22 protein-coding genes and 1 pseudogene are annotated in these 23,318 nt (G+C 69.2%); 12 read left to right on the forward strand and 11 right to left on the reverse strand.

Translation table 11 applies throughout. The features are described 5' to 3' along the window. Positions 1-32 precede the first annotated feature (32 nt). Together HUG12_RS18805 and HUG12_RS18810 are read right to left on the reverse strand one after the other, a co-directional pair. Positions 33-605 (reverse strand): carboxymuconolactone decarboxylase family protein, encoded by a 573-nt coding sequence (locus HUG12_RS18805; protein WP_179270251.1) that lies wholly within the window; start codon positions 603-605, stop codon positions 33-35. 147 nt (positions 606-752) lie between these two features. Continuing rightward, positions 753-1,409: a hypothetical protein gene (locus HUG12_RS18810; RefSeq protein WP_179270252.1), complete on the reverse strand. Its 657-nt coding sequence runs from the start codon at positions 1,407-1,409 to the stop codon at positions 753-755. 289 nt (positions 1,410-1,698) lie between these two features. On the opposite strand from HUG12_RS18810, the gene fmdA reads away from it, so the two are divergent. Then, positions 1,699-2,955 carry a formamidase gene (fmdA, locus tag HUG12_RS18815; RefSeq protein ID WP_179270253.1) on the forward strand — a complete coding sequence of 419 codons (1,257 nt, stop codon included), beginning with the start codon at positions 1,699-1,701 and terminating at the stop codon, positions 2,953-2,955. 92 nt (positions 2,956-3,047) lie between these two features. Here the strand turns inward: fmdA and thsA are convergent, their stop codons facing one another. Further along, positions 3,048-4,862, reverse strand: a complete 1,815-nt coding sequence (gene thsA / locus HUG12_RS18820; RefSeq protein WP_321169607.1) for a thermosome subunit alpha — start codon at positions 4,860-4,862, stop codon at positions 3,048-3,050. Between thsA and HUG12_RS18825 the strand changes: the two genes are divergently transcribed. Beyond that, positions 4,861-5,511, forward strand: coding sequence for an HVO_0476 family zinc finger protein (locus tag HUG12_RS18825; RefSeq protein WP_179270255.1), 651 nt, complete (start codon positions 4,861-4,863; stop codon positions 5,509-5,511). The genes thsA and HUG12_RS18825 overlap by 2 nt on opposite strands. A 114-nt stretch (positions 5,512-5,625) precedes the next feature. On the opposite strand, the gene thiD is transcribed toward HUG12_RS18825, so the two are convergent. After that, complete coding sequence (gene thiD, locus HUG12_RS18830; RefSeq protein WP_179270256.1) at positions 5,626-6,987, reverse strand: bifunctional hydroxymethylpyrimidine kinase/phosphomethylpyrimidine kinase; 1,362 nt, start codon at positions 6,985-6,987, stop codon at positions 5,626-5,628. Between the two features lie 60 nt (positions 6,988-7,047). Here thiD and tenA point away from each other — a divergent pair, with 60 nt between their 5' ends. Together tenA and HUG12_RS18840 are read left to right on the forward strand one after the other, a co-directional pair. Then, positions 7,048-7,713, forward strand: coding sequence for a thiaminase II (gene tenA, locus HUG12_RS18835; RefSeq protein WP_179270257.1), 666 nt, complete (start codon positions 7,048-7,050; stop codon positions 7,711-7,713). Continuing rightward, the gene (locus HUG12_RS18840; RefSeq protein WP_179270258.1) at positions 7,710-8,396 is read left to right on the forward strand and encodes a TenA family protein; all 687 of its coding nucleotides are present in this window, start codon (positions 7,710-7,712) and stop codon (positions 8,394-8,396) included. The genes tenA and HUG12_RS18840 overlap by 4 nt, the downstream gene beginning before the upstream one ends. Before the next feature lie 94 nt (positions 8,397-8,490). Here HUG12_RS18840 and HUG12_RS18845 read toward each other — a convergent pair whose 3' ends face one another. Continuing rightward, a complete protein-coding gene (locus HUG12_RS18845; protein ID WP_179270259.1) occupies positions 8,491-9,417 on the reverse strand; it encodes a thiamine-phosphate synthase family protein in 927 nt (308 codons plus the stop codon). Positions 9,418-9,540: 123 nt separating this feature from the next. Between HUG12_RS18845 and HUG12_RS18850 the strand changes: the two genes are divergently transcribed. The 4 genes from HUG12_RS18850 to HUG12_RS18865 all read left to right on the forward strand — a co-directional run bounded on the left by HUG12_RS18850 (position 9,541) and on the right by HUG12_RS18865 (position 13,901). Beyond that, positions 9,541-11,082: a sodium:solute symporter family transporter gene (locus HUG12_RS18850; protein WP_179270260.1), complete on the forward strand. Its 1,542-nt coding sequence runs from the start codon at positions 9,541-9,543 to the stop codon at positions 11,080-11,082. Between the two features lie 267 nt (positions 11,083-11,349). Continuing rightward, complete coding sequence (locus HUG12_RS18855) at positions 11,350-12,642, forward strand: NRAMP family divalent metal transporter (RefSeq protein ID WP_218836493.1); 1,293 nt, start codon at positions 11,350-11,352, stop codon at positions 12,640-12,642. Continuing rightward, the gene (locus HUG12_RS18860; RefSeq protein ID WP_179270262.1) at positions 12,639-13,205 is read left to right on the forward strand and encodes a hypothetical protein; all 567 of its coding nucleotides are present in this window, start codon (positions 12,639-12,641) and stop codon (positions 13,203-13,205) included. The genes HUG12_RS18855 and HUG12_RS18860 overlap by 4 nt, the downstream gene beginning before the upstream one ends. 66 nt (positions 13,206-13,271) lie before the next feature. After that, positions 13,272-13,901: a protein-L-isoaspartate(D-aspartate) O-methyltransferase gene (locus HUG12_RS18865; protein WP_179270263.1), complete on the forward strand. Its 630-nt coding sequence runs from the start codon at positions 13,272-13,274 to the stop codon at positions 13,899-13,901. A gap of 934 nt (positions 13,902-14,835) precedes the next feature. Here the strand turns inward: HUG12_RS18865 and HUG12_RS18870 are convergent. Next, a complete protein-coding gene (locus HUG12_RS18870; RefSeq protein ID WP_179270264.1) occupies positions 14,836-15,390 on the reverse strand; it encodes an ArsR/SmtB family transcription factor in 555 nt (184 codons plus the stop codon). Between the two features lie 133 nt (positions 15,391-15,523). Between HUG12_RS18870 and HUG12_RS18875 the strand changes: the two genes are divergently transcribed. Then, complete coding sequence (locus HUG12_RS18875) at positions 15,524-17,761, forward strand: heavy metal translocating P-type ATPase (RefSeq protein ID WP_179270265.1); 2,238 nt, start codon at positions 15,524-15,526, stop codon at positions 17,759-17,761. A gap of 43 nt (positions 17,762-17,804) precedes the next feature. Here the strand turns inward: HUG12_RS18875 and HUG12_RS18880 are convergent, their stop codons facing one another. From HUG12_RS18880 to HUG12_RS22070, 4 genes and pseudogenes are all read right to left on the reverse strand, one after another. Next, entirely contained in the window at positions 17,805-18,008 is a 204-nt protein-coding gene (locus tag HUG12_RS18880; protein ID WP_179270266.1) for a heavy-metal-associated domain-containing protein, read from the reverse strand. A gap of 359 nt (positions 18,009-18,367) precedes the next feature. Continuing rightward, positions 18,368-18,991, reverse strand: coding sequence for a hypothetical protein (locus HUG12_RS18885; RefSeq protein WP_321169609.1), 624 nt, complete (start codon positions 18,989-18,991; stop codon positions 18,368-18,370). Positions 18,992-19,567: 576 nt separating this feature from the next. Further along, entirely contained in the window at positions 19,568-19,792 is a 225-nt protein-coding gene (locus tag HUG12_RS21775; RefSeq protein WP_246308089.1) for a hypothetical protein, read from the reverse strand. A gap of 61 nt (positions 19,793-19,853) precedes the next feature. Then, positions 19,854-20,396: pseudogene (locus tag HUG12_RS22070) on the reverse strand (Gfo/Idh/MocA family oxidoreductase); the annotation flags it as partial. A 206-nt stretch (positions 20,397-20,602) separates the two neighbouring features. Here HUG12_RS22070 and HUG12_RS18895 point away from each other — a divergent pair. Both HUG12_RS18895 and HUG12_RS18900 read left to right on the forward strand, forming a co-directional pair. Next, the gene (locus HUG12_RS18895) at positions 20,603-21,286 is read left to right on the forward strand and encodes a haloacid dehalogenase type II (RefSeq protein ID WP_179270267.1); all 684 of its coding nucleotides are present in this window, start codon (positions 20,603-20,605) and stop codon (positions 21,284-21,286) included. A gap of 280 nt (positions 21,287-21,566) precedes the next feature. Then, the gene (locus HUG12_RS18900) at positions 21,567-21,995 is read left to right on the forward strand and encodes a desampylase (RefSeq protein ID WP_179270268.1); all 429 of its coding nucleotides are present in this window, start codon (positions 21,567-21,569) and stop codon (positions 21,993-21,995) included. Between the two features lie 19 nt (positions 21,996-22,014). On the opposite strand, the gene ubaA is transcribed toward HUG12_RS18900, so the two are convergent. Beyond that, positions 22,015-22,863 (reverse strand): SAMP-activating enzyme E1, encoded by an 849-nt coding sequence (gene ubaA, locus HUG12_RS18905; protein WP_179270269.1) that lies wholly within the window; start codon positions 22,861-22,863, stop codon positions 22,015-22,017. 175 nt (positions 22,864-23,038) lie between these two features. Here ubaA and HUG12_RS18910 point away from each other — a divergent pair, with 175 nt between their 5' ends. Beyond that, positions 23,039-23,299 carry a MoaD/ThiS family protein gene (locus HUG12_RS18910; RefSeq protein ID WP_179270270.1) on the forward strand — a complete coding sequence of 87 codons (261 nt, stop codon included), beginning with the start codon at positions 23,039-23,041 and terminating at the stop codon, positions 23,297-23,299. The last annotated feature ends 19 nt before the right edge of the window (positions 23,300-23,318 follow it).

The following is a 23,318-nucleotide window of genomic DNA, read 5'->3' on the forward strand; positions in this document are numbered from 1 at the left end:
GGTCGGCGATCCCCGCGGGTGGTCTCCGGTGTTCATGGGTCGAACGGGTACGTGAGGGGGGTCGGGTAGGGGCTCCCCTCGGCGGTGTCGAGTCGCAGCGCGACCGTGAAGCGATCGAGTCCGACCTCCAGGCTCGCGAACAGCAACAGTTCGACGAGTTCCCGGTCGGTGAACTCCCCCTGGAGGTCCTCGAAGAACTCGTCGGACAGTCGGTGGGGGTCCCGCGAGAGCAGGTCGGCGACCCGAACCGCGAGTTCCTCGCGCCGCGTGAGCGCGTCGGTCCCGACGTCCTCGCCCAGGACTGCGTCCTCCCGGGGCGCCACGTCGTCGCGAACACCCCGGGTTCGCACCGTCGCACAGTAGGCACACCGGTGGACGACAGCCACGCGGAGTCGCATCAACTCGAGCAACGCCGGGTCGAGCGAGTCGCTCGCGGGGAAGGCCTCGAGCGTCGACGCGATCCGCTTGAACAGCCGGGGCTGATGTGCCATGGCTCCGAAGAACGCCGCGTCCTCGTACCACCCCTCCTCCGCTTCCCGCAGGAGTTCGTTCACCGCCTCGTCGTCGGATTCGCCGGGGGTGACGATGTCAAGTCTGGATGCCATGTCGTCACGTACCGATTGGCGGGGATCGCCCTAAAACTACATCCCGCCCCGGGCGGACCGTCGTCCCGACGCGCCGCCGGACACTCCGACGCACCACCGGATCGCTGGCTGGACGGGCCACCGGATTGCCCTTCGACGCGCCGCGTGCTAGGCACGCTCCGGCGCGAGGAACATCCGGTACTCGAGCGCGTCCTTGTCGTCGCCGACGACGAGGGAGTTCACCTTCTCGAACCGGCGGCCGTCGACGTCGGTCGCCCCGACGTCGTAGAGGCCGTCGGCGAGCCACTGGACGGTGCCGGCCTCGGTCGCGGGCGCGCGCAGGACGACCCCGTCGTACTCCGGGGAGCGCTCCAGCACCTCGGTCAGCGCGTCGTGAAGCTCCCCGACGTCGGTCGACCCGTCGACCAGGACGCCACGGTACGCGCTCCCCCGGTATCTGATCTCCCCCTCCGGGTCCCCGCCGTCGTCGGCCGAACCGTCGTACAGGTCGGCGCCGTGGACCCGCCGGTGGAGCGCCTCCGTGCGCGGTTCGAGCCGCGCGTGCCACTCGGCCGCGCTCTCGCCCGGTCTACACCGGACCCGGAACCGGTCCGGGCCGTCGCGCCGGAGCAACCCGTACGCGACGAGCGACGCCAGGCGGTCCGGGAGGTCCCGCGTTCCGCGGTCCCGGCCGTCGGCCTCGTGCGCATCCAGCCATTGCGCCAGTTCCCGCGCCGCGAACGGCTCGTCGCCGAACCGGTCCCAGATCCGGTGGTACAGCGGGACGGCCTCGTCGACGTCGTCGGGGAGTCCGTTCGAATCCATTCCTCGCGGTACATGACGTGTAAATCGGGGTTAACAGTTGCGTCGGGCAGGAGCCCGCGGTCGCCCTCGCGTCGACGTGCCGCGTCCCCCGTATCGACGTGGTCCGTACCCGGTCCGAACGGGGCCATAGAACGACGCTATTTTCTGACGGAAACAGCTGACGATTCCGTTTCCCTCCGCGCCTTACGCGTGTTACGGCGTGACAACTCGAAGATTCAATTGGGATTTCGTAAGTGAACGGGCCGATGCTCAATTATAATTGATTTGGAGTCCAATGTTACCACGGCCCATGCCAGAGACCGTATTCGAGGTTGACGTCGACGCCCCCATCGACGAGCAACCGGACCCGATCGTGAACCGATGGCACCCCGACGTTCCCCCTGCCGCGTCCGTCGAACCCGGCGAGAAGTTCCGCGTCGAGTGTCTCGACTGGACGGGGAACCAGGTCGTGAACGACGACAGCGCGAACGACATTCGGGACATGCGTCTCGACCCGAACCACCACCTGAGCGGACCGATCGAGGTCCAGGGCGCCGAACCCGGTGACGTGCTGGTCGTCGACATCCTCGACCTCGGCCCGTTCCCGGACAACGAGTGGGGTTTCACCGGCATCTTCGAGCTGGAGAACGGCGGCGGGTTCCTGACCGACCACTTCCCCAACGCCCGGAAGGCGATCTGGGACACCGACGGCGTCCTCACGTCGTCCCGGCACATCCCGGACGTCCGGTTCCCGGGCTGTGTCCACCCCGGCATCGTGGGGACGGCGCCGTCCCACGAACTGCTCGAGCAGTGGAACGAGCGCGAGCAGGCGCTCATCGACGCGGGGCCGGACTCGCCACAGGGAGTCAACCACGAGACCGGCGAGGACCAGCCGCCCCTCGCGCTCCCGCCGGAGCCGAACGAGGTCATTCTGGGCGACATGCCCGAGGAGGACGTGGAGGAGGCCGCAGAGGAGGCAGCACGCACCATTCCCCCGCGCGAGAACGCCGGCAACTGCGACATCAAGAACCTGGGCCGGGGGTCGCGCAACTACCTCCCGGTGTTCGTGGAGGGTGCCAACTTCATCACGGGCGACCTCCACTTCTCGCAGGGCGACGGCGAGATCACCTTCTGTGGTGCCATCGAGATCGCCGGGTGGATCGACCTCAAGGTCGATCTCATCAAGGGTGGGATGGAGCGGTTCGGGATCGACCACGCCATGTTCAAGCCCGGGTACCAGGACCCCGACTTCGCGAGCTACCTCGTCTTCGAGGGCTACTCGGTCGACGAGGACGGGACCCAGTTCTACAAGAACTCCACCGTCGGGATGCGTCGGGCCTGCCTCGACGCGATCGACTACCTGAAGAACTTCGGGTACACCGGCGAGCAGGCGTACACCATCCTGAGCACGGTGCCGGTCGAGAGCCGGATCGCAGGGATCGTCGACCTCCCCAACTCCTGTGTGACCGTCTCCGTGCCGACCGAGGTGTTCGACTTCGATCCGGCGCCGGAGGGACTCGAGGACCCGCACACCGTCTCGGAGGGCGACCTCGCGCAGCCGTCGTAGGACGAACACGCGATGACCGTGGTCGGCCCCCGGTCGGCCTCGGTTTTTCGGCCGGATCACCGACTGTCAGCGGAGCACGGGTCGGGACGCGTTTACGACGAGTGCCCGAGCGTCCACGGGTAGCCTTCGGTGCTCTGGAGGGCCCCTGGGCCCCCGTGGTCGTGGTCGTGGCCGCCCTCGTCGGCGTCGGGGGCGGCGGCGACGACGTCGTCGACGCGGAGGATCGTTCTCGCGGCCTCCTCGGCCCCCGCGAGCGCCCGTTGCTTGACGAGGAACGGTTCGAGGACGCCGCCCGAGGCCATCTCCCCGACCTCCCCCTCGACGGCGTCTATCCCCGCGCCGGACTCGCCCAGGTGGTGACGTCGATGTAGTTCCACGAGCGCGTCGATCGGGTCCAGCCCGGCGCTCTCGGCGAGCGTCCGCGGGACGCTCTCGAGCGCGTCGGCGAACGCCTCGATCGCGAGCTGTTCGCGCCCCTCGACGGAGTCGGCGTGCTCGCGCAGCACGCGGGCGAGTTCGACCTCGGTCGCGCCGCCGCCGGCGAGGAGGCGTCGCTCCTCGACGGCCAGCGCGACCACGTCGATACAGCTCTCCACGACGCGTTTCGTCTCCTCGACGACGTGCTCCGAGCCGCCCCGGAGGACGAGCGAGTACTGCCTCGAGCGGGGGCACTCGCTCACGACGGTCAGGTCGGCCCCGGCGACCGTCCGCCGTTCGACGAGGCCCGCGCGGCCGACGTCTGCCTCGACGAGTTCGCCGGTCGACATGACGAGCGCTCCGCCGGTCGAGCGGGCCAGTTTGTGCATCTCGTCCTGGCGGGTCCGCTCCAACGCGAGGACGCCCTCGCGCGCGAGGAGGCTACGCAGCCCGTCGTCGATCGACTTCTGGCAGAACACCACGTCGGCACCGACCCGCGACAGGTGCTCGACCGCATCGGCGTAGACCGCGTCCTCGTGTTCGAGCAACGCCCGTCGTCCCTCCGGTGACTCGAACGTGAGGTGGGAGACGGCGTCGGACGTCTCGACGGTCATCTCGTCGTCGACGAACGCGATCCGGGCGTCCTCGATGCGCGTCGGGAGGCGGGCGTCGAACGTCTCGAGCGACGTCGACGAGCGCTCCATGTCGATGACGACGCCCTCGACGAACTCCGAGTCCCCCGGCGACCCGCCGATCACCGTCTGGAGGACGACGTTGTCGTGAACGGCGGCCCCGTCGTCGGCGACGGCGAGCACGGCATCGACGGCGAGCCCCGAAAGGGCGTCGGCGGTGCGCTCGTCCCACTTGCCCGTGACCGCCGTCCGACCGACGTCCACGAGTCGGGTGCGGTCGTCGACGTCCACCTCGACGACGAGGTCCGTCATCGCCTCGGTCGCCCTCGACGCGGCATCCCGGTAGCCGTCGATGATGCTGGTCTGATGTACGCCCCGGTCGAGGAGTACCTCGGCCCTCCCGAGGAGTTCCCCCGTCAACATCGCGGTGGTGGTCGTTCCGTCGTTCACCCGGTCCTTCTGCTCGGTCGCGACGTCGACGATCAACCGGGCGACCGGATGGTCGATGTCCATTTTCTCCAGGATCCGAGCCCCGTCGTTGGTGACGATCACCGTTCCCGACGCGCCCACGAGCATCTTGTCCATTCCTCTGGGACCCAGCGTCGTCCGGATTACCTCGGCGAGCGCCTTCCCCGCCGCGATGTTCGTCCCCAGAGCGTCACGCCCTTCCGTTCGGTGACCGTCATCGCTCGAGATCCGATGAAACCATCCTTGCTCGGTTCGGGACATGGTTTGCCAACTATCATGTACCTTCGTTCGAATTCTACAAAAAGATACACCTCGCGTGGCACCGCGTCGTCGCACGCCGCGCGGACGGAAACGAGAGGTTTTACGCCCACGGCCGGTAGTCGGGCGCATGAGCGACACCGAGCCCGCCGAGCGCGTGCCGGCGGACTGTCCAGGCTGCGGCGACCGGACCCCCCACGAGGTGCTGAAACCGGGAGGCCACGCCACCGTGCGCTGTACGGAGTGTGGCCACACCCACAAGATCGAGGTCGAGCGGCCCGAGACCGCGGAGGTCGACGTCGTCGTCTCCCAGGAGGACGAGTCGTACCCGACGACCCTGACCGCGAACCCCGAGGAGACCGTCGCGATCGCCGACGAGTTCGTCGTCGAGACCGAGGAGGCCATCCAGCAGGTCCGCGTCACCGCCGTCGAACTCGACGGCGAGCGACGGGTCGAGGAGGCACCGCTCGGCGAGGTGGGGACGGTGTGGACCCGCGTCGTCGACAACGTCGGCGTCAACGTCACCGTCCACCCGAACGGCGGCCGCCGCGAGGAGACGCGGAGCCTGAAGGTGTACGTCCCGGGCGACTTCGAGTTCACCGTCGGCGAGGTCGAGCGCTTCGGCGACGACGAGTTCGAGATCGAGGGCGTGCAGGTGCGCGACGACTCGGAGGGCTACCGCCGGGAGAAGTTCGACCACGAGGGCGACGTGGTGTTCGCCAAGGACGTGAAGCGGGTGTACGCCCGCGACGAGACCTCGACGGCCTGGTCCGCCTGGTAGCCGACCGTCCGGTCCGTCCGCTAGCGTGGTCGCCGTCGACGCCCGCACCGGCCGCCGGCGTTCGCCGGTTCCGGACGGGCGGGGGCCGTCACCGGTCCCCGACGGGCGGACCCCTCACTCGTCCGGGAGGGCGCCGGCGAGCGCGAGCACCCGGTCGACGGCCGTCCCCGCGTCGGGCGCGAGGACCCGCGTGACGGCCTCCTTGCCGACGTCGCCGCGGTCGTAGACGGCGGCCGGCGTCCCGTCGGCGCGCCCGACCGCCCGGCGCGCGAGCCACCCCATGGTGCTCCCCTCCACGTCCGGGTCGGGTTCCTCCGTCCGGTCGAGTTCGACCGCGGGGCCGTCGAGCGCGCCGAGCGCCCGCTCGACACGGTCGTCGAACCGGCAGTTGACGGCGAACCGGAGCGACGGGTCGAACTCCCGGGCCGAGAGCAGGAAGCGCGCGACGTGGCTCGACGCCCCGAACCTGACGCCGCGGTTGGGCTTGACCCCTGACAGGGTCCGGGTGATCCGCCCCTCGACTGCGGCGGTCTCCCCGGGGTCCTCGGCGTAGGGCGTCGCCGCGACGACGTTCATCCCCACCTCGGGCACGAGCGGCGAGACGTCGGCCTCGACGAACCGCCGGACTACCTCCTCGACCGCCTCCCCCGTGGGCTGGCGGGCCGCCCGGTCGCGCAGCGCGACCAGGTGGTGGACCGACCCCGGCCCCTCCCCCACGTCGAGGTGGTAGCGGACGGCCCGTTCCAGGAACGAGACGCCCTCGGCGACGGCGTCGACGAGCGGGTCGCCGTGCGCGAGGCGGGTCGCGATCGCGCTCGCGAGCGTACAGCCGGAGCCGTGGGTCGCGTCGGTGTCGACGCGGGGGTGCTCGAACGTCTCGACGCCCTCGGGCGCGACGAGCACGTCCCGGACGCGGTCGCCGGGGACGTGTCCCCCCTTGACCAGCGCCGCGTCCACCCCGGTTTCGAGCAGCGCCTCCCCGGCCTCGACCGCGCTCGCGCGGTCCTCGACGTCGACCCCCGTCAGCACCTCGGCCTCGTCGGCGTTGGGCGTCGCGAGCGTCGCGTGCGCGAGCAGCGTCTCGTACTCGTCCTCGGCGTCGGGGTCGAGCAGCCGGTCGCCGGTGGCCGCGACCATCACGGGATCGACGACCAGCGGCGCGTCGAGGTCGGCGGCGACGTCGGCGACCGACGCGACGATGGGCTCGGTCGCGAGCATCCCCGTCTTCACGGCGCGGACGTCGAAGTCGGACAACACGGCGTCGATCTGCGCCTCGATCTCCGCGACGGGGAGGACGTGCGAGGACTCGACGCCGCGCGTGTTCTGGGCCGTGACGGCCGTGACGGCGCTCGTGCCGAACGCGCCGCCCGCCTCCATCGTCTTGAGGTCCGCCTGGATGCCGGCGCCGCCGCCGGAGTCGCTGCCGGCGATCGTGAGCGCGACCGGCCGCGCGTCGGGTGCTGGGTTCCGCGCCATATAACCCATTTGTACAAGCCCGTCATAACACTTTTCGGGTTCTCCGACGACTCCGCCCGTGTGACCTTCACGGACGACATCGGCGGGGAGGCCGACGAGGTCTGGACGGCCATCCTCGAGCATCCGATGGTGAGCCGACTCGGCGAGGGGACGCTCGACGAGGAGCCGTTCCGGTACTGGGTGCGCCAGGACTACGTGTACCTGAAAGAGTACGCCAGGCTGTTCGCGCTGGGCGCCGCGAACGCGCCCACGCTCGAGCACATGAGGACGTTCGCGGACCTCCTCGACTCGACGGTCGACGTCGAGATGGACCTCCACCGCTCGTACGCGGCCGAGTTCGGCATCGACGAGGCTGAGCTCGAGGCCACGACCCCCTCGCCCACGACGCGCGCGTACACCGACTTCCTGGTGCGCACCGCGGCGCTCGGGACGTTCGGCGACCTCGTGGCCGCGCTCCTGCCCTGCATGTGGGGGTTCAACGAGACCGGAAAGCGCCTCGCCGCGGCGGGCGCGCCGGACGACGAGCGGTACGCGGAGTGGATCGAGACGTACTCGGGCGAGGAGTTCACGGAGCTCACGGGGTGGTGCAAGGGGCTGATGGACGAGGTCGCCGCCGACGCGACCGGGAGCGACCGCGAGCGCTACCGCGAACTGTTCCTGACGTCGGCGCGCTACGAGTACCGGTTCTGGGACGCCGCGTGGCGGCAGGAGGGGTGGGAGCTGTGACGGCCGACACGTTCGACCGATACGCCGCCGACCGGGCGGACGCACGCTTCACGGACTGGCTGCGGGAGCGCTCGGAACCCGACTGGACCGAGGCCGTCGAGCACGGGTTCGTGGCGGAACTCGCCGACGGCACGGTCGACGACGCGGTCTTCCGGCGCTACCTCGTGCAGGACTACGCCTTCGTCGGGGCGCTCGTCGGCGCGTTCGGCCACGCGGTCGGACAGGCGCCGACCATGGACGCGAAGGGTTCGTTGACGGAGTTCCTCGGGACGCTGACCGACGAGGAGAACGACTACTTCGAGCGGTCGTTCGACGCGCTGGGCGTGCCCGACGACGAGCGAGCGGATCCGGAGCGGGCCGACGTCACGGAGGCGTTCGAGGACCTGCTGGTCCGGGCCGCGCTCCAGGGCGACTACGAGGAGACACTCGCGGTGCTCGTGCCGGCCGAGTGGATCTACCTGTCGTGGGCCTCCGGAACAGGGGGGACGCCCGACGAGTTCTACCTGTCCGAGTGGATCGGGCTCCACCAGGACCCCGCGTTCGAGGCGTTCGTCGACTGGCTGCGGGGCGAACTCGACCGGTACGGTCCCGCGCTCGACGAGCGACGCCGGCGCCGCGTCGAGCGGCTGTTCCGGCGGACCGTCGCCCTGGAAGTTCAGTTCTTCGACGCGGCCTACGAGTGACCCCCCCCCTCGCCCCCGTGACGGGATGTGCCGGGCATCCCCCTCGATGCCTCTCCGGGCCCACGAGCGAGGGTTCCACGCCGCGGGGGTTCGTCTACGCCGAGTCCTCGGCCGCCGCGACGAGGTTGGCGGCGAGTTCCGCGGCCTCGGCCGCCGTCTCGCCGAACACGTACGTGATCGGTTCGATGCCGAAGGCGCCGCGGTGGTAGACCACGGGCGGGACGCCGCGGTCGCGGAACAGCCCCCGCAGCCGCTCGCCGCGGTCGTCGTAGTCGGCGTCGAACTCGAGCGGGTCGACGCCCAGCCCCCGGGCGGCCGCGAGCAGGTCCTCGCGCGTGGCGACGTTCACCGCCCCCCGAACGGCCGGGTCGGCGTCGTTCGCGGCGAGGATCGCCGTCGCCACGTGCCGGGACGCCCCGAACTCCGGGTTCGCGGGCACCTCGACGCGCCCGTCGACGGCGTAGATCCGCCCCGGGACCGCCGCGACGCCGGTCGGGTCGGCCGCGTCCGGGAGCGCCGTCCCCGCGTTCGTCCCGACGTTCGGCACGTAGCCGGCCATCCCCGGCGCGGTCGCGAGGATCCGCGTCGCCTCCCGGACGCTGGCCAGCGCGTCGCGCTCCTCCTCGACCTCCGCGTCGACGCCGCGCACGCAGAGGTCACAGCCCAGACCGCGCAGCGCCGGCATCTCCGCCTCGTGGAGTTCGCAGATCGGCCCCCGGTCCTCGAACTCGCGGATCAGTTCGAGGAGTTCGGCCAGCGCGTCGTACCCGTCCATGCTACCGGACGCCAGCCCGTCGGCGATCCGGTCGGCCGTCGCGGCGGTCCGGGGGTTCTCGCGGAACCGCTCCTCGACGGTCGCCCGACCACTCACGTACTTGCTGACGGCCGCCTGGGTCACTCCGAGGTGGTCCGCGATCTCCTGCTGGGTGAGCCCCCGCTCCCTGAGTCGGGCGGCGAGCATCGCCCGCACCGTCGGGAGGAGGCGCTCGACGACGATCTCGCTCGGGAGGACCAGCGACATGGCCCCGGGTTCGCCCGAGGGCGCTATAAGTCCCCTGACCGCGGGTATAACGCTGTGATATAACCTGGTTTTATCACGGCCCGGGGGCAAGCCCGGGCCGATGAGCACGCGGAGGGACGGCCGATGGTGAGCGGCGGGATCGCGCTCGGACTGACGGCGGCCACGCTCGCGGCCCTCACGGCGGCCGGGTTGTGGCACTCGCGGGGGCGGATCGGCTCGGTCGAGGACTTCATCGTCGCCCGCGACTCGGCGGGCCGGGGCCCGACGACGGCCACGCTCGTCGCGTCCGTGATGGGCGTCTGGATCCTGCTCGCGCCCGCCGAGGCGGGCGCGGCGTTCGGCGGCGTCGCCGCGGTGGCGGGGTACGCCGTCGGCGAGGCGATCCCGATGCTGGCGTACGCGCGGCTCGGCCCGCGCATCCGGGAGTTGATCCCCGAAGGGCACTCGCTGACCGAGTACGCGCTCGCCCGGTACGGGCCGGCGATGTACGCGTTCGTCCTGCTGGTGAGTCTCTTCTACATGTTCGTCTTCCTCGCGGCGGAGCTGACGGGGATCACGAGCGCGCTCCAGTTGATCGCCGGCGTGCCGCGGTGGCAGACCGCCGCGCTCGTCGGCGGGTTCGTACTGATCTACACCGCCTACGGCGGACTGCGGGCGAGCATCTTCACCGACACCGTCCAGGCGGTGCTGATCGTCCCGCTGCTCGTCGCGAGCGCGGTCGGCGCGCTGGTCGCGCTCGGGGGGACCGGCGCCGTGGCCGAACGGGTGGTCGCGGCCGACCCGTCGCTGCTCGATCCCACGTTCCTCACCGGCCTCCGTTTCGGGTTCTGGGTCGCGATCGCCGTCCTCGGCGCGGAGCTGGTCAACCAGACGTGGTGGCAGCGGATCTACGCCGCCCGGAACGCGGAGACGCTCCGGGCGGGGTTCCGGACCGCCGCCGTCACCAACTTCCTGATCGTCCTGCTCGCGGGGCTGTTCGGCGTCGCCGCCCGCGGCTTCGTCGACGTCGTCGTCGACCCCGCGAGCGACTCGTACAACGCCAGCATCGCCTTCTTCGTGCTGTTGAACGAGGCGTTCCCCGAGTGGCTCGTCCTCGTCGTGGTCGTGCTCGCGCTCCTGCTCGTGGTGAGCACCGCGGACACGCTGTTCAACGCGATGGCCAGCATCGTCACCGCGGACCTCCCGCGGCTGGTCGAGGGGACGACCGACCGGACGCTCACGTTGGCAGCCCGGGCGCTCACCGTCGTCGTCGCGCTCGCGGCCGTCTACGTGAGCCTCCGCGCCCGGAGCGTGCTGCGGCTGTTCCTGCTCGCGGACCTGCTTGGAGTCGCCGTGATGGTACCCCTGCTCTCCGGGCTCTACTCCAGGCGGCCGACCGGGCCGGGGGTGCTCTGTGCGAGCCTCGTCGGGCTCGTCGTCGGCCTCGCGTACTTCCCGAGCCCGCTCGTCCGGTCGGCGCTCGCGGGCCTCCCCGTCGTCGGGCCGGCGCTTCCGGCCCCCGACTACCTCCCGGCGTTCGTCGGCGCGGCGGCCGCCTCGACCCTGCTCACCGTCGTCGCCGCGCGGCTCTCGAGCGCGCGGTTCGACCTCGACCGCCTGTCGCGCGAGATCCGTCGGCTGGACGAACCCGCGACGGACGGCGGCGAGGACGTGACCGACCGGTGACCGCCCCGTCCCGACGCGCGTCGTCGTGGCCGCCGATCCGCCCTCGCGGCCGCCGATCCGTGGCCGCGACCGTTCGGCGGGTGTAGTCGGTGGTACCACCGTGTGGGAAGGCTTTTACTCGCCAGCCGCGACGACGGAGTCGATGAGCGCACGACGGGGGATCGAGCGGGCGGGAGGCGGACTGTGGAGGGACGGATGAGCCCCGGGAGCCGGGGACACGACGTCACCGCCGTGACGGAGGGGAGCTGGCGGGCATACCTCGCGGACATGGGGCCGTCGTGGATCGCCGGGGCGATCGCGGCCGGGCCGGCGACCATGGCGAGCCTCGTCACGGCCGGGGCGACGTTCGGCTACGCCCTCCTGTGGATCGTCCTCCTGTCGGCCGTGCTCGGCGCGTCGGCCCAGTACCTCGCGATGCGGCTGGGGCTGCTCACCGAGGCGGGGATCGTGACGATCGTCGAGCGCCACCTCGGCGAGGGCTGGGCGTGGGTGCTCGTGATCGACGCCGTGCTCGCGGCGGGGCTCGCTCAACTGGTGATCATGAAGAGCGTCGCCGACATCAGCGCGACCGTCACGGGGGTCGACGCCCGGATCTGGGGCGTCGGGTGGGCGGTGATCCTCGCGCTCGGGCTGGCCGGGCGCGGCTACCGGTTCGTCGAACTCCTCGCGAAGCTCCTCGTGACCGCCGTCGTCGTCGCCTTCCTCGCGTCGCTGTTCGTCGTGCCGATCGACCCGGCCGGCGCCGCGGCGGGGCTCGTCCCCCGGATCCCGGCGGGCGTCGACGGCGCGATCGTCGCGGCCGGGATCCTCGGCGGCGCGGTCCACATCACCCTGATCACGATGCACTCCTACACGATGCGCGCCAGGGGCTGGACGGCGCGGGACTACGGGCTGGCGACGTTCGACGTCGGGGCGTCGATGCTCGTCGCGTTCGGCGTCTACAGCCTCGCCATCTTCCTCGTCGCCGCGGCGGCCCTGCACTCGCCCGACGTGACCGCGGGCGAACTCACGGCGGTGTCGGCGGCGCAGGCGCTCGGTCCGCTGGTCGGCTCGAGCGCCAGGTGGCTGTTCCTCCTCGGGCTCTGGGGCGCTGCAGTCTCCACGTTAGGGGGCAACACCGTCGTCCCGCCCTACCTGATCGCCGACAAACTCGGGTGGGGCACCGACGTCTCCGACGGCCGGTACCGGGCGCTGCTCGCCGCGGTGGCGCTCCTCTCGGGGTTGGGCGCGTTCCTCGGCGGGGTGTTCTTCCCCCTGCTGGTGCTCGTGCTGGCGTTCGGCCTCGTCGGCACGCCGTTCGCCATCGCGGTGGTCCTCTACCTCCTCAACAGCGACGCGGTGCCCGAGCGGAACTCGACGCTCGCGAACCTCGGCGGGGTCGTCCTCCTCGCCGTCACGGCGATCCTCGCCGGCAACTTCGTGGGGTCGCAGGCGCTCCCGGAGCTGGGCGACCCGATCCCGACGTTCGTCGCCGCCTTCGCCGCCGCGCTCGGCGCGGCCACCCTCGTGCTGATCGGCACCTACGTCCGCGAATCGTTCAGGGGGGCCGCGGCGCGATGACCGACCCGCCGTTCCCCCTCTCGGGGACGACGCTCGTCACGGGGCCGTCGAACGTCGGCAAGACCCGGCTGACGGCCCGCGCGATCGAGGCCTGGGTGGATCGTCACGGGGTCGACGGCGTCGTCGTCCTCGATTTCGGTCCCGAACTCGAACACGAGGGGCGGGTGCTGGGCGGCCGGCTCTCGCGGTTCGGGGCGCTCCCGGACGGCGTCTGGCAGGGCGTCCTCGAGGCCCACGCGCCCCGCGCCGAGGGCGGGACCGTCGAGGAGTCCGTCCGGCTCGCGGAGGACAACGGGGTCCGCGCCCGACGGCTCCTCGAGGGAGCGCCGGCCGACCCGCGCGCGGTGTTCGTCAACGACGCCACCATCCCGTTCCAGCACGAGCGGGGCGCGGTGCGGCTGCTTACGGACTACTGCGACCGCGCGGAGGCGGCGGTGTTGAACGCCTTCGAGAGCGACGAACTCGGTACCGACGATCCCGTCTCCGTCCGGGAGCGCGCGGCGCTCGCGGCGCTGCGCGAGCGGGCCGACCGGGTCGTTCGACTCGACGACGGGGACGGCTGAGCGAGCCGAGCGCGTTCCGCCCGGAGCGGCGAGAGGAGTTTTCCGGGTCGCGTACCTACACCGCACATGGACTTCGAGGCGGCACGCGAGCGGATGGTGGACCGACTCGTCTCCGCCGGCCGGGTCGAGCGGGAGGCGACCGCCGAGGCGATGCGGGCCGTCCCGCGCCACGAGTTCGTCCCGCCGGGGCGCCGGGACGCGGCCTACGAGGACCGCCCGCTGCCCATCGGCGAGGGCCAGACCGTGAGCGCCCCGCACATGGTCGGGGTGATGTGTGACCTCCTCGCGCCCGACGCCGACGACGAGGTGCTCGAGATCGGTACCGGCTGTGGCTACCACGCCGCCGTGACCGCGGAACTCGTCGACCGGGGGACCCTCTACTCGGTCGAGTACCACGAGTCGCTCGCGGAGGAGGCCCGGGAGGCGCTGGCCGGACTCGGATACGGGAACGTCGAGATCAGAGCCGGCGACGGTCACGAGGGGTGGTCCGAGAACGCCCCCTACGACGGCGCGTACCTCACCTGTGCCGCGCCGACCGTCCCGGACGCCGTCCTGGAGCAGGTCGGCGTCGGCGGGACCGTGGTCGCCCCCGTCGGCGACCGGCGGCAGGAACTGGTCACGCTCGACGTGACGCCCGACGGGGGCGACCGTGAGCGCCACGGCGGCGTCCGGTTCGTCCCGATGCGGGGCGAGTGAGTGCGGTTTCCCGCCCCGCATCGGGACGAACCTCGCTGTCAGGGCCCTTGCGGGGCATCCGTGGCACCCGCGATCGCGCGTTTCGGAGGGCACCCCCCGCCCGATCGGTTCGGTAGTACGGGTTCGACCGATTCCCGGTTCCGCGGTCCGCGAGACGTTCAGCGACGCCTCCTTGAACGACCGTGTTCGCATTAGCCGGGTCCATGCGTAGCCGAACCTCGCAATCGGTTCCGGCGATGGTCGCGTCGGGATGGCCGAAACGGTTCGAGACCTGGTTGGTTTGTATTTTTGAACTATATATGATATGAATCTCGCCGTTCCGTACTCCGCGGACCTCGTACCGGACCCGGCGCTCGTGTTGGCGAGCGTGCCGCACACATCCACGGTGCACAGTCGGCGAGAACGAGCGCACGTCGACGCGACAGTTCCGGAACTCGGCGAGGAAGGGCTCGTGGAATCCCCGTGTTCTCGCCGGAAGGGTCGGCAGGGAGCGAGCGGTTCGTGGTGGCCCCGACGGCGACGGACGGCCGGAACCGGCCCTCGCCGAGTCGGATCACGGTCCCGTCCGACCGGGAATGTGATCCCGGCTAGCGTCGTCACCAGCCGTCGGTCGACTCTCCACATCCAGTTCCAGCACGGTGGACCGACGGCGTTCGATACCGGATACGTCAAACGCCGGATCTGTATTGGAAGGAGGTAGTATGACCGAGCGGACGCGGGTGTCAAGCGTCATCACGGTCCGGCTGTCGCCGCTTTCCGCCTCATCGTTCGATCCTACCTGAACTCCGCCTCGCCGTCGTGTAGTAGCCGGGACAGTCGGTGCCTTTGGGTTCAGAGGTGCCGTCAGCTCGATTCCAGCCAACCACGGGAAAACCGTCCGTACCGACGGTACGTCGGGCTATGACGAAGGGACCACGCGTCGTAACGGGAGTCCTCAGTCAGCCGTTGATAGGAGGTCGTCGAGCGTTCCGGTTTCGCCGAGTTCGACGAGTGCACGATCGAGGAGTTCTCGAACGACGAACTCCTCGTAGTGCTGGGTCTCACAGTACTCACACGGTTTCATCTCCCGAGCTACCGCCTCGAGTTCGGTTCCGTGCTTCTCGGTAAGCGTCCCGATCAGAGCGGCCAGCTCCTCGGTGGTCGTCCTTCGTGCCGACGCAAGTCGGTCACCACTACTCGCCGGGAGCTCGTAGGAGAACATTCGCGTGTTCGATCCGTAGTACTTCCGCGTCCCGCCACCGGCCTCCTCGAGGCGAGCGATCTCGACCATATCAGCGTCCTTCAGGACGTTCACGTGGTGGCGTACCGTCGTCTCGGCCTTCTCCTCGCCGCGACGGCCCAGCTCGTCGTGGATTTCCTCGATCGTCATCTCCGTATCGGCGAGCATGTCGAGGATTTTCGCCCGCACGTCGTTCTCGAGTGCTTTCGCTTTCTCCGGGTCCGTCGTCACGACTTCCCTGATCGGCACGTCAGATTCGAGGAGCGCCATGTTCTCGTGACGCCGTACGTGGACGAAGACGGAAAGAGTAACGCCACGTTCCTAACGGTGGTTTCATCGTTCTAATACCGCTATGATACTCGTCGTAATGGTTTTCAGCGTCGCACGGTAAGCCTCCGCCGCGATGGGGACGCCACGAAAACGGTTCGACGTCGGCGGAATGTCCTGTTCGTTCTGCGCCGAGAGCATCGAGAAGGCGTACGGCCGGACCGGCGGCGTCGAGGACGTCGACGTGAGCCTCGCCCACGAGGAAGTGCTCGTCCGCTATGATGACGCGATCCTGAGCGAGGTCGAGCTCAAGGATACGCTCCGCGACCTCGGGTACACGATTCGCGACCCGGACAGGGAGAAGCGATTCGAGGAACGACAGGCCGAGCTCGCCGACGGGAAGCGACGACTCCTCCTCGCCGGCGGTGCGTCCATCGTCACTGCCGGGCTGATGCTCTGGATGATCGTCGTCCTTGGGCGGTTCGAGTCGACGTCGCTCGCGATGGATCTCGTGACGCTCGGGCTCGCACTCGGCACGATGTTCGGCCCCGGTCGCTACATCCTCGATAAAGCGTACAACAGCCTCCGCCGGGGCATCTTCAACCAGCACGTCCTGCTCGAGGCGGGTGCGTTCGCGGGCCTGCTCGGCGGGTTTCTCGGCCTCTTCGTCTTCCCGAGCTTCCCGACCGTGCACTTCTTCGCCGTCTCCGTGTTCATCACCGCCTATCACGTCCTCTCGGAATACACCAGCCTGCTCGTCCGGACGCGAGCCTCCCAGGCCGTCCGGCGTCTGCTCGACCTGCGACCGGACACCGCTCGGCGCGTCACCGACGCTGGCGCCGAGGAGGTCCCGATCGACGAACTGAACGTCGGCGACCGTGTCCGGGTTACGCCCGGAGAGACCATCCCCGTCGACGGCACGGTCGTCGATGGGGAATCCACCGTCGACGAGTCGGTCGCGACCGGCGAACCCATCCCCGAAGAGAAACGGCCCGGCGACGACGTGATCGGTGGAAGCGTCAACGAGACCGGAATCCTCCTCGTCGAAGTCACCGCGACCGGCGAGGACGCGTTCCTCACTCAGATCGCCCGCGAAATCGAGGAGGCCCGCGCGATGAAGCCGAGCATCATCCGGCTCGCCGACCGCGTCCTGAAGTACTTCGTTCCCGGCGTGTCGACGATCGCCGTCCTCTCGTTCCTGTTCTGGATTCTCGTCCCGACGGTCGTTCCCGGGACGCTCCTCGGCACGGGCCCACAGGTACGGACCGGAGCCTTCGCCGCGCTCGCGGTTCTCGTCCTCGGGTATCCGTGCGCCCTCGGCATGGCAACGCCGCTGGCCCTGATTCGGGGTGGCGGGAAAGCCGCGAACCGAGGCGTCCTGATGCGGAGCGGCGATGCCTTCCAGATCTTCCCCGACGTCGACCACATCGTCCTCGACAAGACGGGCACCATCACGGCTGGGACGCCAGCGGTCGCCGAAGTCGTGGCGCTTGCAGCCACCGAGGAGGACGTGGTCGCGACGGCGGCAAGCGCGGAGGCGTTCAGCGAACATCCCCTCGCCGACGCCATCCTCGGGTACGCCGACGAACGCGGCGTTGAGTACGTCGATCCTGACTCGTTCGACTCGGTGACCGGCGAGGGCGTCCTGGCGACGGTTGAGGGGACGGAGGTGCTGGTTGGAAAGCCCGGCTGGCTGACGACCGAGGGTATCAACCTCTCGGCGGCCGGCGACGGGATCGAGCGCCTCCAGCAGCAGGGCCTGACCGTGTCCGGTATCGCTCGTGATGGAACCCTCGTCGGTCTCGTCGGCATCGGTGACGAGATCAAGGCCGATGCTGCCGCGACGGTTCAACGGACGACCGACGCGGGGATTACCCCCGTGATGATCACCGGGGACAACGAGCGCACTGCCGAGGCAGTCGCGGCTGAGGTAGGTGTCGACCAGGTGATGGCCGGCGTCCTGCCGGACGAGAAACGTGACGAGATCGGCAGACTCCAGGAGGGAGGGCATCGTGTGGCGATGGTCGGCGACGGGATCAACGATGCGCCTGCCCTCACGCAAGCCGACATCGGGATCGCCATCGGTGCAGGTACCGACGTCGCCATCGAGAGCGCGGACATCGTCCTGATGGGCGACCGGCTCGGCGGCGTGATGGATGCCTACGGGATCGGGACCGAAAGCTACCGAAAGACGCGTCAGAACCTGCTGGCGGCGTTCACGTTCAACGGCGTCGGCGTCGCCGCCGCGACGACCGGCCTCGTGCATCCGGCGTTCGCGATGATCGCGATGGTGCTGTCGGTGACGGCCGTCCTCGCCAACAGCTTCGGTGGCCGGCTGCTCGCCGGCGGGACGTCACCGCCGACTTCACCGTAGGCGGGGAGAGCTCAGCGGTCGGACGAGAGGAGACGCCGACCGGCTAGGCCGTTACGTCGTAGCCGGCGTCTCGAATCGCTACAGTGAGGTCGTCTACCGTGTCCTCGTCGACGACGACTTCCACAGCATCGCCCTCGCGGTCGGCTTCGACGCGAGTGACTCCCTCGACGGTTTTGAGCGCGTTCTCGACGTTCCGCTCACAGCCGTTACAGGACATCCCGGTGACTGCGATCGTTCTTCGCTCCACGTCCGGATGCTACACGCTCCGATGACAAGACCATTACGGCAACGATGATATCGGTACAACGTCCTTAGGGAGGAATCAAGAGTTGCTGCGCGGAGGAAACGATGGCACGTAGCTGGACCGTATTTCTCGCCACCTAGTGGTGGAGGCGCTCCGAAACGTTCGGCGATGATTCCGTCAGATGACCACGGCAAATCGCCATTCGAGACCCAGCTTCGCGATGGTTCCTCCGTGTTCGGCCGTCCGACGCAACCTGTCGAGAGCTTGCGTGAGTTGGTGATTACCCTCCGTCGATTCGAACAGCCCGTCCGCATCGACGGGTGGTCGATCTTCCGCCTCGCCCAGCACGACCCGCTTCCGCTCTAGATCGACGTCGATGGCCTCCGCTCGGATGACCTGCGTTCGCCTGGGGCTCGTCCGCAGGGGACTCGTGATGTGCGTCGGTTCGAGGCTGCCGGCTGCAACTTCCGGGAAACGAGCGCGTGGCCCACAGCGACGGGGATGGCGTGGACGACATGTCCCACGAGGCTCAGGACCGTGCCCGGGATCGCGACGTTCGGGAACGGCGGTGCGGCCGGGAAGCCGACGGCGGACAGCCAGATCGGCATCACGAGAACGGCGAGGAGCGCGGTGGTCAAAACGCCGTAGCCGACGCCGAGGGCGAGACTCCCGCCGAGCCGCCGCGCCGGGTCACGGAACGGCTCGAACTGGACGAGCGCCACGTACGCGAACCCGAGGACGACCCCGTGGAAGAGGTGGAGCGCCCACCCCGCGGCGAGGGCCGGTCCCTCGATGCCGTACATCGGGGGAATCGCCATCTCCGGGAGCGGTGGTGGCATCGCGAACTGCATCATCAATCCGAAGAAGACGCTCCCGACGAGGCCACCGACCGCCCCCGCCACCCATTCGCTCGAAGAAACCGTGCTGATCCCAGTTGCGGTCCTCGTTTCCGTAGCCATCGTCGTGTGAATGCCCCACACGACCATTTCGGCCCGGCGTCCATCGCTCTAATCTGAGCCGTCGGTAAGTGGGTTACCTCGCGGAAACCGTGGATAGCACGTCGTCCGCCCGGCGACGAACGGTCCGAATGTGCGCTCGAGTTCAACGGCGCCGGCCACGAGGGTGAAGGGCTAGCCTGGCAAACCGGCTGATCGCGGCGGCCGATCGCAAACTTCCTGCGCCTCGGACGGGGTAGCGGGAGTTTTTCATCCCTCGTCAGAGGCCCCGTCCGAGGACTGTTTCCGGTCTCCAGACTGCTTTACATCTATACTTGCGTAACAGTAACTGGATTACCCAAGCTCACCGGGATCGGTTCGATTTCTGTCACGGTGACGACGCGTCGCACGCAACGCGTCGAACGCGCCGCGACGCTCATCGAACAGCATCACAGCATCGGCCTTGCGTGTCGAATCGCCAACAGCGCTCCCGATAGGCGTCTTGGAACGCTCGTCGATGAGTGAGGTCAGGACCGGTCGTCGAAGCGAACGATTTCCGGGCGCCCCCGAAGAGCCGCCGTGGAGCAGCCGAAGCGACCGGTTAGTTCGACATCGCGGCGACGCCCGTCAACGACGCGGACGTCCACGCTGCCGGTACTCGATCGGGACCGTCCCACCCGTTTCCGCCGCCTCGTACGTCGCCTCGATGGCCTCCAGGTCCGCCAACCCGTCGGGCTCGGGCGTCTCGTCCGAGAGGACGCAGTGTGCGAAGTAGTCGAACTCCTCTGCGACCTCGTCGACCGGTGGACCGGTGTGCTCCGTGGACACGTCCCCGCACTCGACGAGGAGCACGGAGAACGTGCTTGCCCAGTCCGCCCGCGATCGCCGCGTATTCCGGATGGAACGCCGGTGGCGTGGCGACGTACACGGCGTCGTACTCTCCCTCGGGCTCCCCTCTGTCGAACGAGTCGTACCCGAGGGCGTGCTCGACGCCGAACTCCGCGGCCGTGTCCTCGGCCCTCCCGGGCGACCCGCTCACTACCGTCGTCGGCTCGCAGAACGTCGCCCCCGCGATCGCCGGCAACGCTCGCTCCCGGGCGAACCCGCCCAGCCCCACGATCGCGAACCTGTTCGGTCCACCCCCGTCTAGCCGCTGCCAATCCCGCTCGGTGAACCGCTCGAAGTGCCCCTCGACTCGCATGGTGAACGCACCGACGAGGCGCGCCAAAGCGATTCGGCTCGAACGGCGGCGTCGTCCATGTCGAAGGGAGCACACGAGGCGAACCGGATCCCGATCGGAAACCTGCGGCTCGCGGACGTCGACGATACCCTCGCGAGGACCGGAGCGTGCGGTTTCCCACGAGTCGGGTGCTCGTCCGCGAATGACGGGTGCGAGGGATTCGAGCGTTGCCGAGGCGTGTTCGCTCTTCGCGTGCAGTTCCGACGAGGCGATCATCGAGAGCCCCCACGCTGTGACGTCGTGAGAGCGGACGGTTTCTGACCGGCACCGAAGCCAGCCCGACCGTGTTCGATGCCAGCGTGAGGCGCAGTCACCCGTGTACTGCCCTCGAAGGTCTCGATGGTACGGCTACTCCGGGCGGACTTGCTCCGTCCGAAATCGGGCCTAGTTATATCGCCGCACGGCGAGTAGGCATACGCGGTATGTCCTTCGATCCCGACGCGGTCGAAACGATAGCGTTCGACTCCTACGGGACGATCGTGGACGTCGATGGCGTCGAAGAACCCCTGTCGAACTACGTCGAGAACCCCGGAACGGTCGCCGAACTCTGGCGCGACCGCTCGCTGACCTACGCGATGGTGGCGAACGCCATCGAGGAGTACGACTCGTTCTACGAGATGAACCGCCACGCCCTCCGGTACGCGCTCGAGGCAGTGGACGTCGACCTCGACGAGGACGACCGCGCGGAGATCCTCTCGACGTACCACGAACTGCCCGTCTTCGACGACGTACGCGACGGGATGAGACGGCTGGACGAAGCCGGCTACGACTGCTACGTCGTCTCGAACGGCAACGAGGAGATGCTGGAGTCGATGGTCGAGCAGGCGGAACTGGGTGACCTCATCGCGGACACGATCAGCGCCGACGAAGTCGAGCGGTTCAAGCCGGAAGCCGACCTGTACCGCCATGCCCTCGACCGGATCGGCATCCCTGCCGAGCGGGTCGCCTACGTGGCAGCCGGCTGGTGGGACGTGCCGGGTGCGATCCACGTCGGCATGCAGGGGGTCTGGATCAACCGAGGGAACGCGCACTGGGGGCCGTACGATACGGAGCCCGCGCTAACGATCGAGACGTTCCACGACCTCGCCGACGCGCTGGAATCGTAGCTTTCACGGGGGACGTGCAGGGATCGGTGCTGCCGGTCCCGACTCTCGTTCGATCCGACCCTCCCGCGGGCCGTGTCCGCTCGAATCACCGGAGGCGCCGTACGCCTCGTCGTACGCCGGCTTATGATTCGCGGAACCGGCTCGACGTTCGAACGAACGTGCCGCCCCACCGGACCGGGGCCACCGCCCGCATCGGAATCGCGTTGCCGTGCCGACCACACCGCGTGGGTGACGTGCCGGTTTCTCGCCGTTTTATTCACTTCCGGACCAAGCGCCACTCATGCTCGAACTACGGCGATCGGCGTACGACGAGATCGTGTACCGGGGGTACGACGGCGGGGCCGAGGAGGTGTGCGGCGTTCTCGCGGGCACGTACGACGACGAGGCGAGCGTCGTGGACGCGGCGTATCCGGCCGAGAACGTCGCGGAGACGCCGGAGATTCGATACGCGATGGATCCCGAGGAGCAGTTCGCGATCACCGAGGCCGTCGAGGAAGCCGGACTGGAGGTCGTGGGGTTCTATCACACGCACCCGGCCGGGCCGACCGAACCGAGCGAAACGGACGCCCGGCGGGCGACCTGGCCGGGGTACTCGTACGCCATCTGCGCGTTCGACGGCTACCCGTTCCTGGGGTCGTGGCGGTGGCGCGGCGAGGACGACGGGTTCGAACGGGAGACGGTCGCGGTCTCCTCCGGCGGCAGGCGGTGATTACCGACTCGAGCGTCCGTCAGTCGCCCCCGACGTTGGGCTCTTCCTCCCTCGGAATGGCACACGAGGCCGAGTACTCCACGTCGTGGACGGAGTCGATCGCCGGGTCCTCGCCGCAGACGGGACAGTCGTCCTTCTTCGTAATCTCGACGGCGTCGAACTCCATCTCGAGCGCGTCGTAGAACACCATCCGACCGTCGAGGAGTTCCCCGACCCCGAGCACGGCCTTGACGGCCTCCGTCGCCTGGATGCACCCGACGGCCCCCGGCAGTACGCCGAGGACGCCGGCGGTCGCACAGTCGGGGACCATCCCGGCGGGCGGCGCCTCGGGGAACATGCACCGGTAACACGGCGAGTCGTCGGTCCCCGCGAACGTGGTGATCTGCCCCTCGAACCGGAAGATCGAGCCGTGGGAGAACGGGACCCCGGCGAGCGTGCAGGCGTCGTTGACCAGGTACCGCGTCCGGAAGTTGTCCGTCCCGTCGATCACGAAGTCGTACCCGTCGATGAGCTCCTCGACGTCGTCGGGTTCGACCCTGAGACCGTGGGGTTCGACCGTGACGTCCGGGTTGAGTGCGGCGACGAAGTCGGCGGCGCTGTCGACCTTCTTCCGGCCAACGTCGTCGGTGCCGTGGATCACCTGCCGCTGCAGGTTCGATCGCTCCACCTCGTCGTCGTCCGCGATCCCGAGCGTCCCGACCCCGGCGGCGGCGAGATACTGGATGATGGGGGCGCCTAGCCCGCCCGCACCGAGCACGAGCATCTCCGAGTCGAGGAGGTCGCTCTGCCCCTCGGGACCGACGTCGTCCATGATGATGTGCCGGGAGTAGCGATCCAGTTGTTCCGAGTCGAGGTCGAGACCGCTCATGGACGTGACGTTGGGAGTACCTCCCGATAAGCGCGTCGGAGCGGTGCGTCCCTGCCGCCGTTCCGAACGCCCACCGTCGCCGTTCCCGTCGGTCAGCTCACGCCGGTCCGCTCGGACTCCGCCTCCGCTTGCCGGTGGCGGTCGTCTTTTACCGAAAGTGGGTGTAGGACGAACCATGGCGAAACTCAAAGTCCCGGCCGTACTGGGCGACGGTGGCTCCACGACCGTCGAGGTACCGGGGGAGACGCTGGCGGAGGTGTTACGGAATCACGCCGAGGAACACGGCGAGGGGCTCCGGAACAGCGTCGTCGAGGACGGCGAGATCAAGGAGTTCATCAACGTCTACGTGGACGGGGCCGAGGTTTCGGGTCTCGACACGGCGGTCGAGGACGACGCGCAGGTCCGGATCATCCCGGCCGCGAGCGGCGGACGGTAAGTCGCGAAGTGATCGAACC

It is taken from the genome of Halorarum salinum, from assembly GCF_013402875.1.
In the GTDB taxonomy this organism is placed as follows: Archaea; Halobacteriota; Halobacteria; order Halobacteriales; family Haloferacaceae; genus Halorarum; species Halorarum salinum.

Excerpts from the sequence above, each read along its gene's own strand:
- HUG12_RS18870 (WP_179270264.1), bottom strand. The coding sequence starts at position 15,390 with ATGGCGCTCCTCGAATCTGACGTGCCGATCAGGGAAGTCGTGACGACG.
- HUG12_RS18900 (WP_179270268.1), top strand. The coding sequence starts at position 21,567 with ATGCTCGAACTACGGCGATCGGCGTACGACGAGATCGTGTACCGGGGG.
- HUG12_RS18860 (WP_179270262.1), top strand. The coding sequence starts at position 12,639 with ATGACCGACCCGCCGTTCCCCCTCTCGGGGACGACGCTCGTCACGGGG.
- HUG12_RS18910 (WP_179270270.1), top strand. The coding sequence starts at position 23,039 with ATGGCGAAACTCAAAGTCCCGGCCGTACTGGGCGACGGTGGCTCCACG.
- HUG12_RS18805 (WP_179270251.1), bottom strand. The coding sequence starts at position 605 with ATGGCATCCAGACTTGACATCGTCACCCCCGGCGAATCCGACGACGAG.
- fmdA (WP_179270253.1), top strand. The coding sequence starts at position 1,699 with ATGCCAGAGACCGTATTCGAGGTTGACGTCGACGCCCCCATCGACGAG.
- HUG12_RS18885 (WP_321169609.1), bottom strand. The coding sequence starts at position 18,991 with ATGGTCGTGTGGGGCATTCACACGACGATGGCTACGGAAACGAGGACC.
- HUG12_RS18875 (WP_179270265.1), top strand. The coding sequence starts at position 15,524 with ATGGGGACGCCACGAAAACGGTTCGACGTCGGCGGAATGTCCTGTTCG.
- HUG12_RS18825 (WP_179270255.1), top strand. The coding sequence starts at position 4,861 with ATGAGCGACACCGAGCCCGCCGAGCGCGTGCCGGCGGACTGTCCAGGC.
- ubaA (WP_179270269.1), bottom strand. The coding sequence starts at position 22,863 with ATGAGCGGTCTCGACCTCGACTCGGAACAACTGGATCGCTACTCCCGG.
- HUG12_RS18895 (WP_179270267.1), top strand. The coding sequence starts at position 20,603 with ATGTCCTTCGATCCCGACGCGGTCGAAACGATAGCGTTCGACTCCTAC.
- thiD (WP_179270256.1), bottom strand. The coding sequence starts at position 6,987 with ATGGCGCGGAACCCAGCACCCGACGCGCGGCCGGTCGCGCTCACGATC.
- HUG12_RS18810 (WP_179270252.1), bottom strand. The coding sequence starts at position 1,409 with ATGGATTCGAACGGACTCCCCGACGACGTCGACGAGGCCGTCCCGCTG.
- thsA (WP_321169607.1), bottom strand. The coding sequence starts at position 4,862 with ATGCGCCCGACTACCGGCCGTGGGCGTAAAACCTCTCGTTTCCGTCCG.
- HUG12_RS18845 (WP_179270259.1), bottom strand. The coding sequence starts at position 9,417 with ATGTCGCTGGTCCTCCCGAGCGAGATCGTCGTCGAGCGCCTCCTCCCG.
- HUG12_RS18855 (WP_218836493.1), top strand. The coding sequence starts at position 11,350 with ATGGGGCCGTCGTGGATCGCCGGGGCGATCGCGGCCGGGCCGGCGACC.
- HUG12_RS18865 (WP_179270263.1), top strand. The coding sequence starts at position 13,272 with ATGGACTTCGAGGCGGCACGCGAGCGGATGGTGGACCGACTCGTCTCC.
- HUG12_RS18850 (WP_179270260.1), top strand. The coding sequence starts at position 9,541 with ATGGTGAGCGGCGGGATCGCGCTCGGACTGACGGCGGCCACGCTCGCG.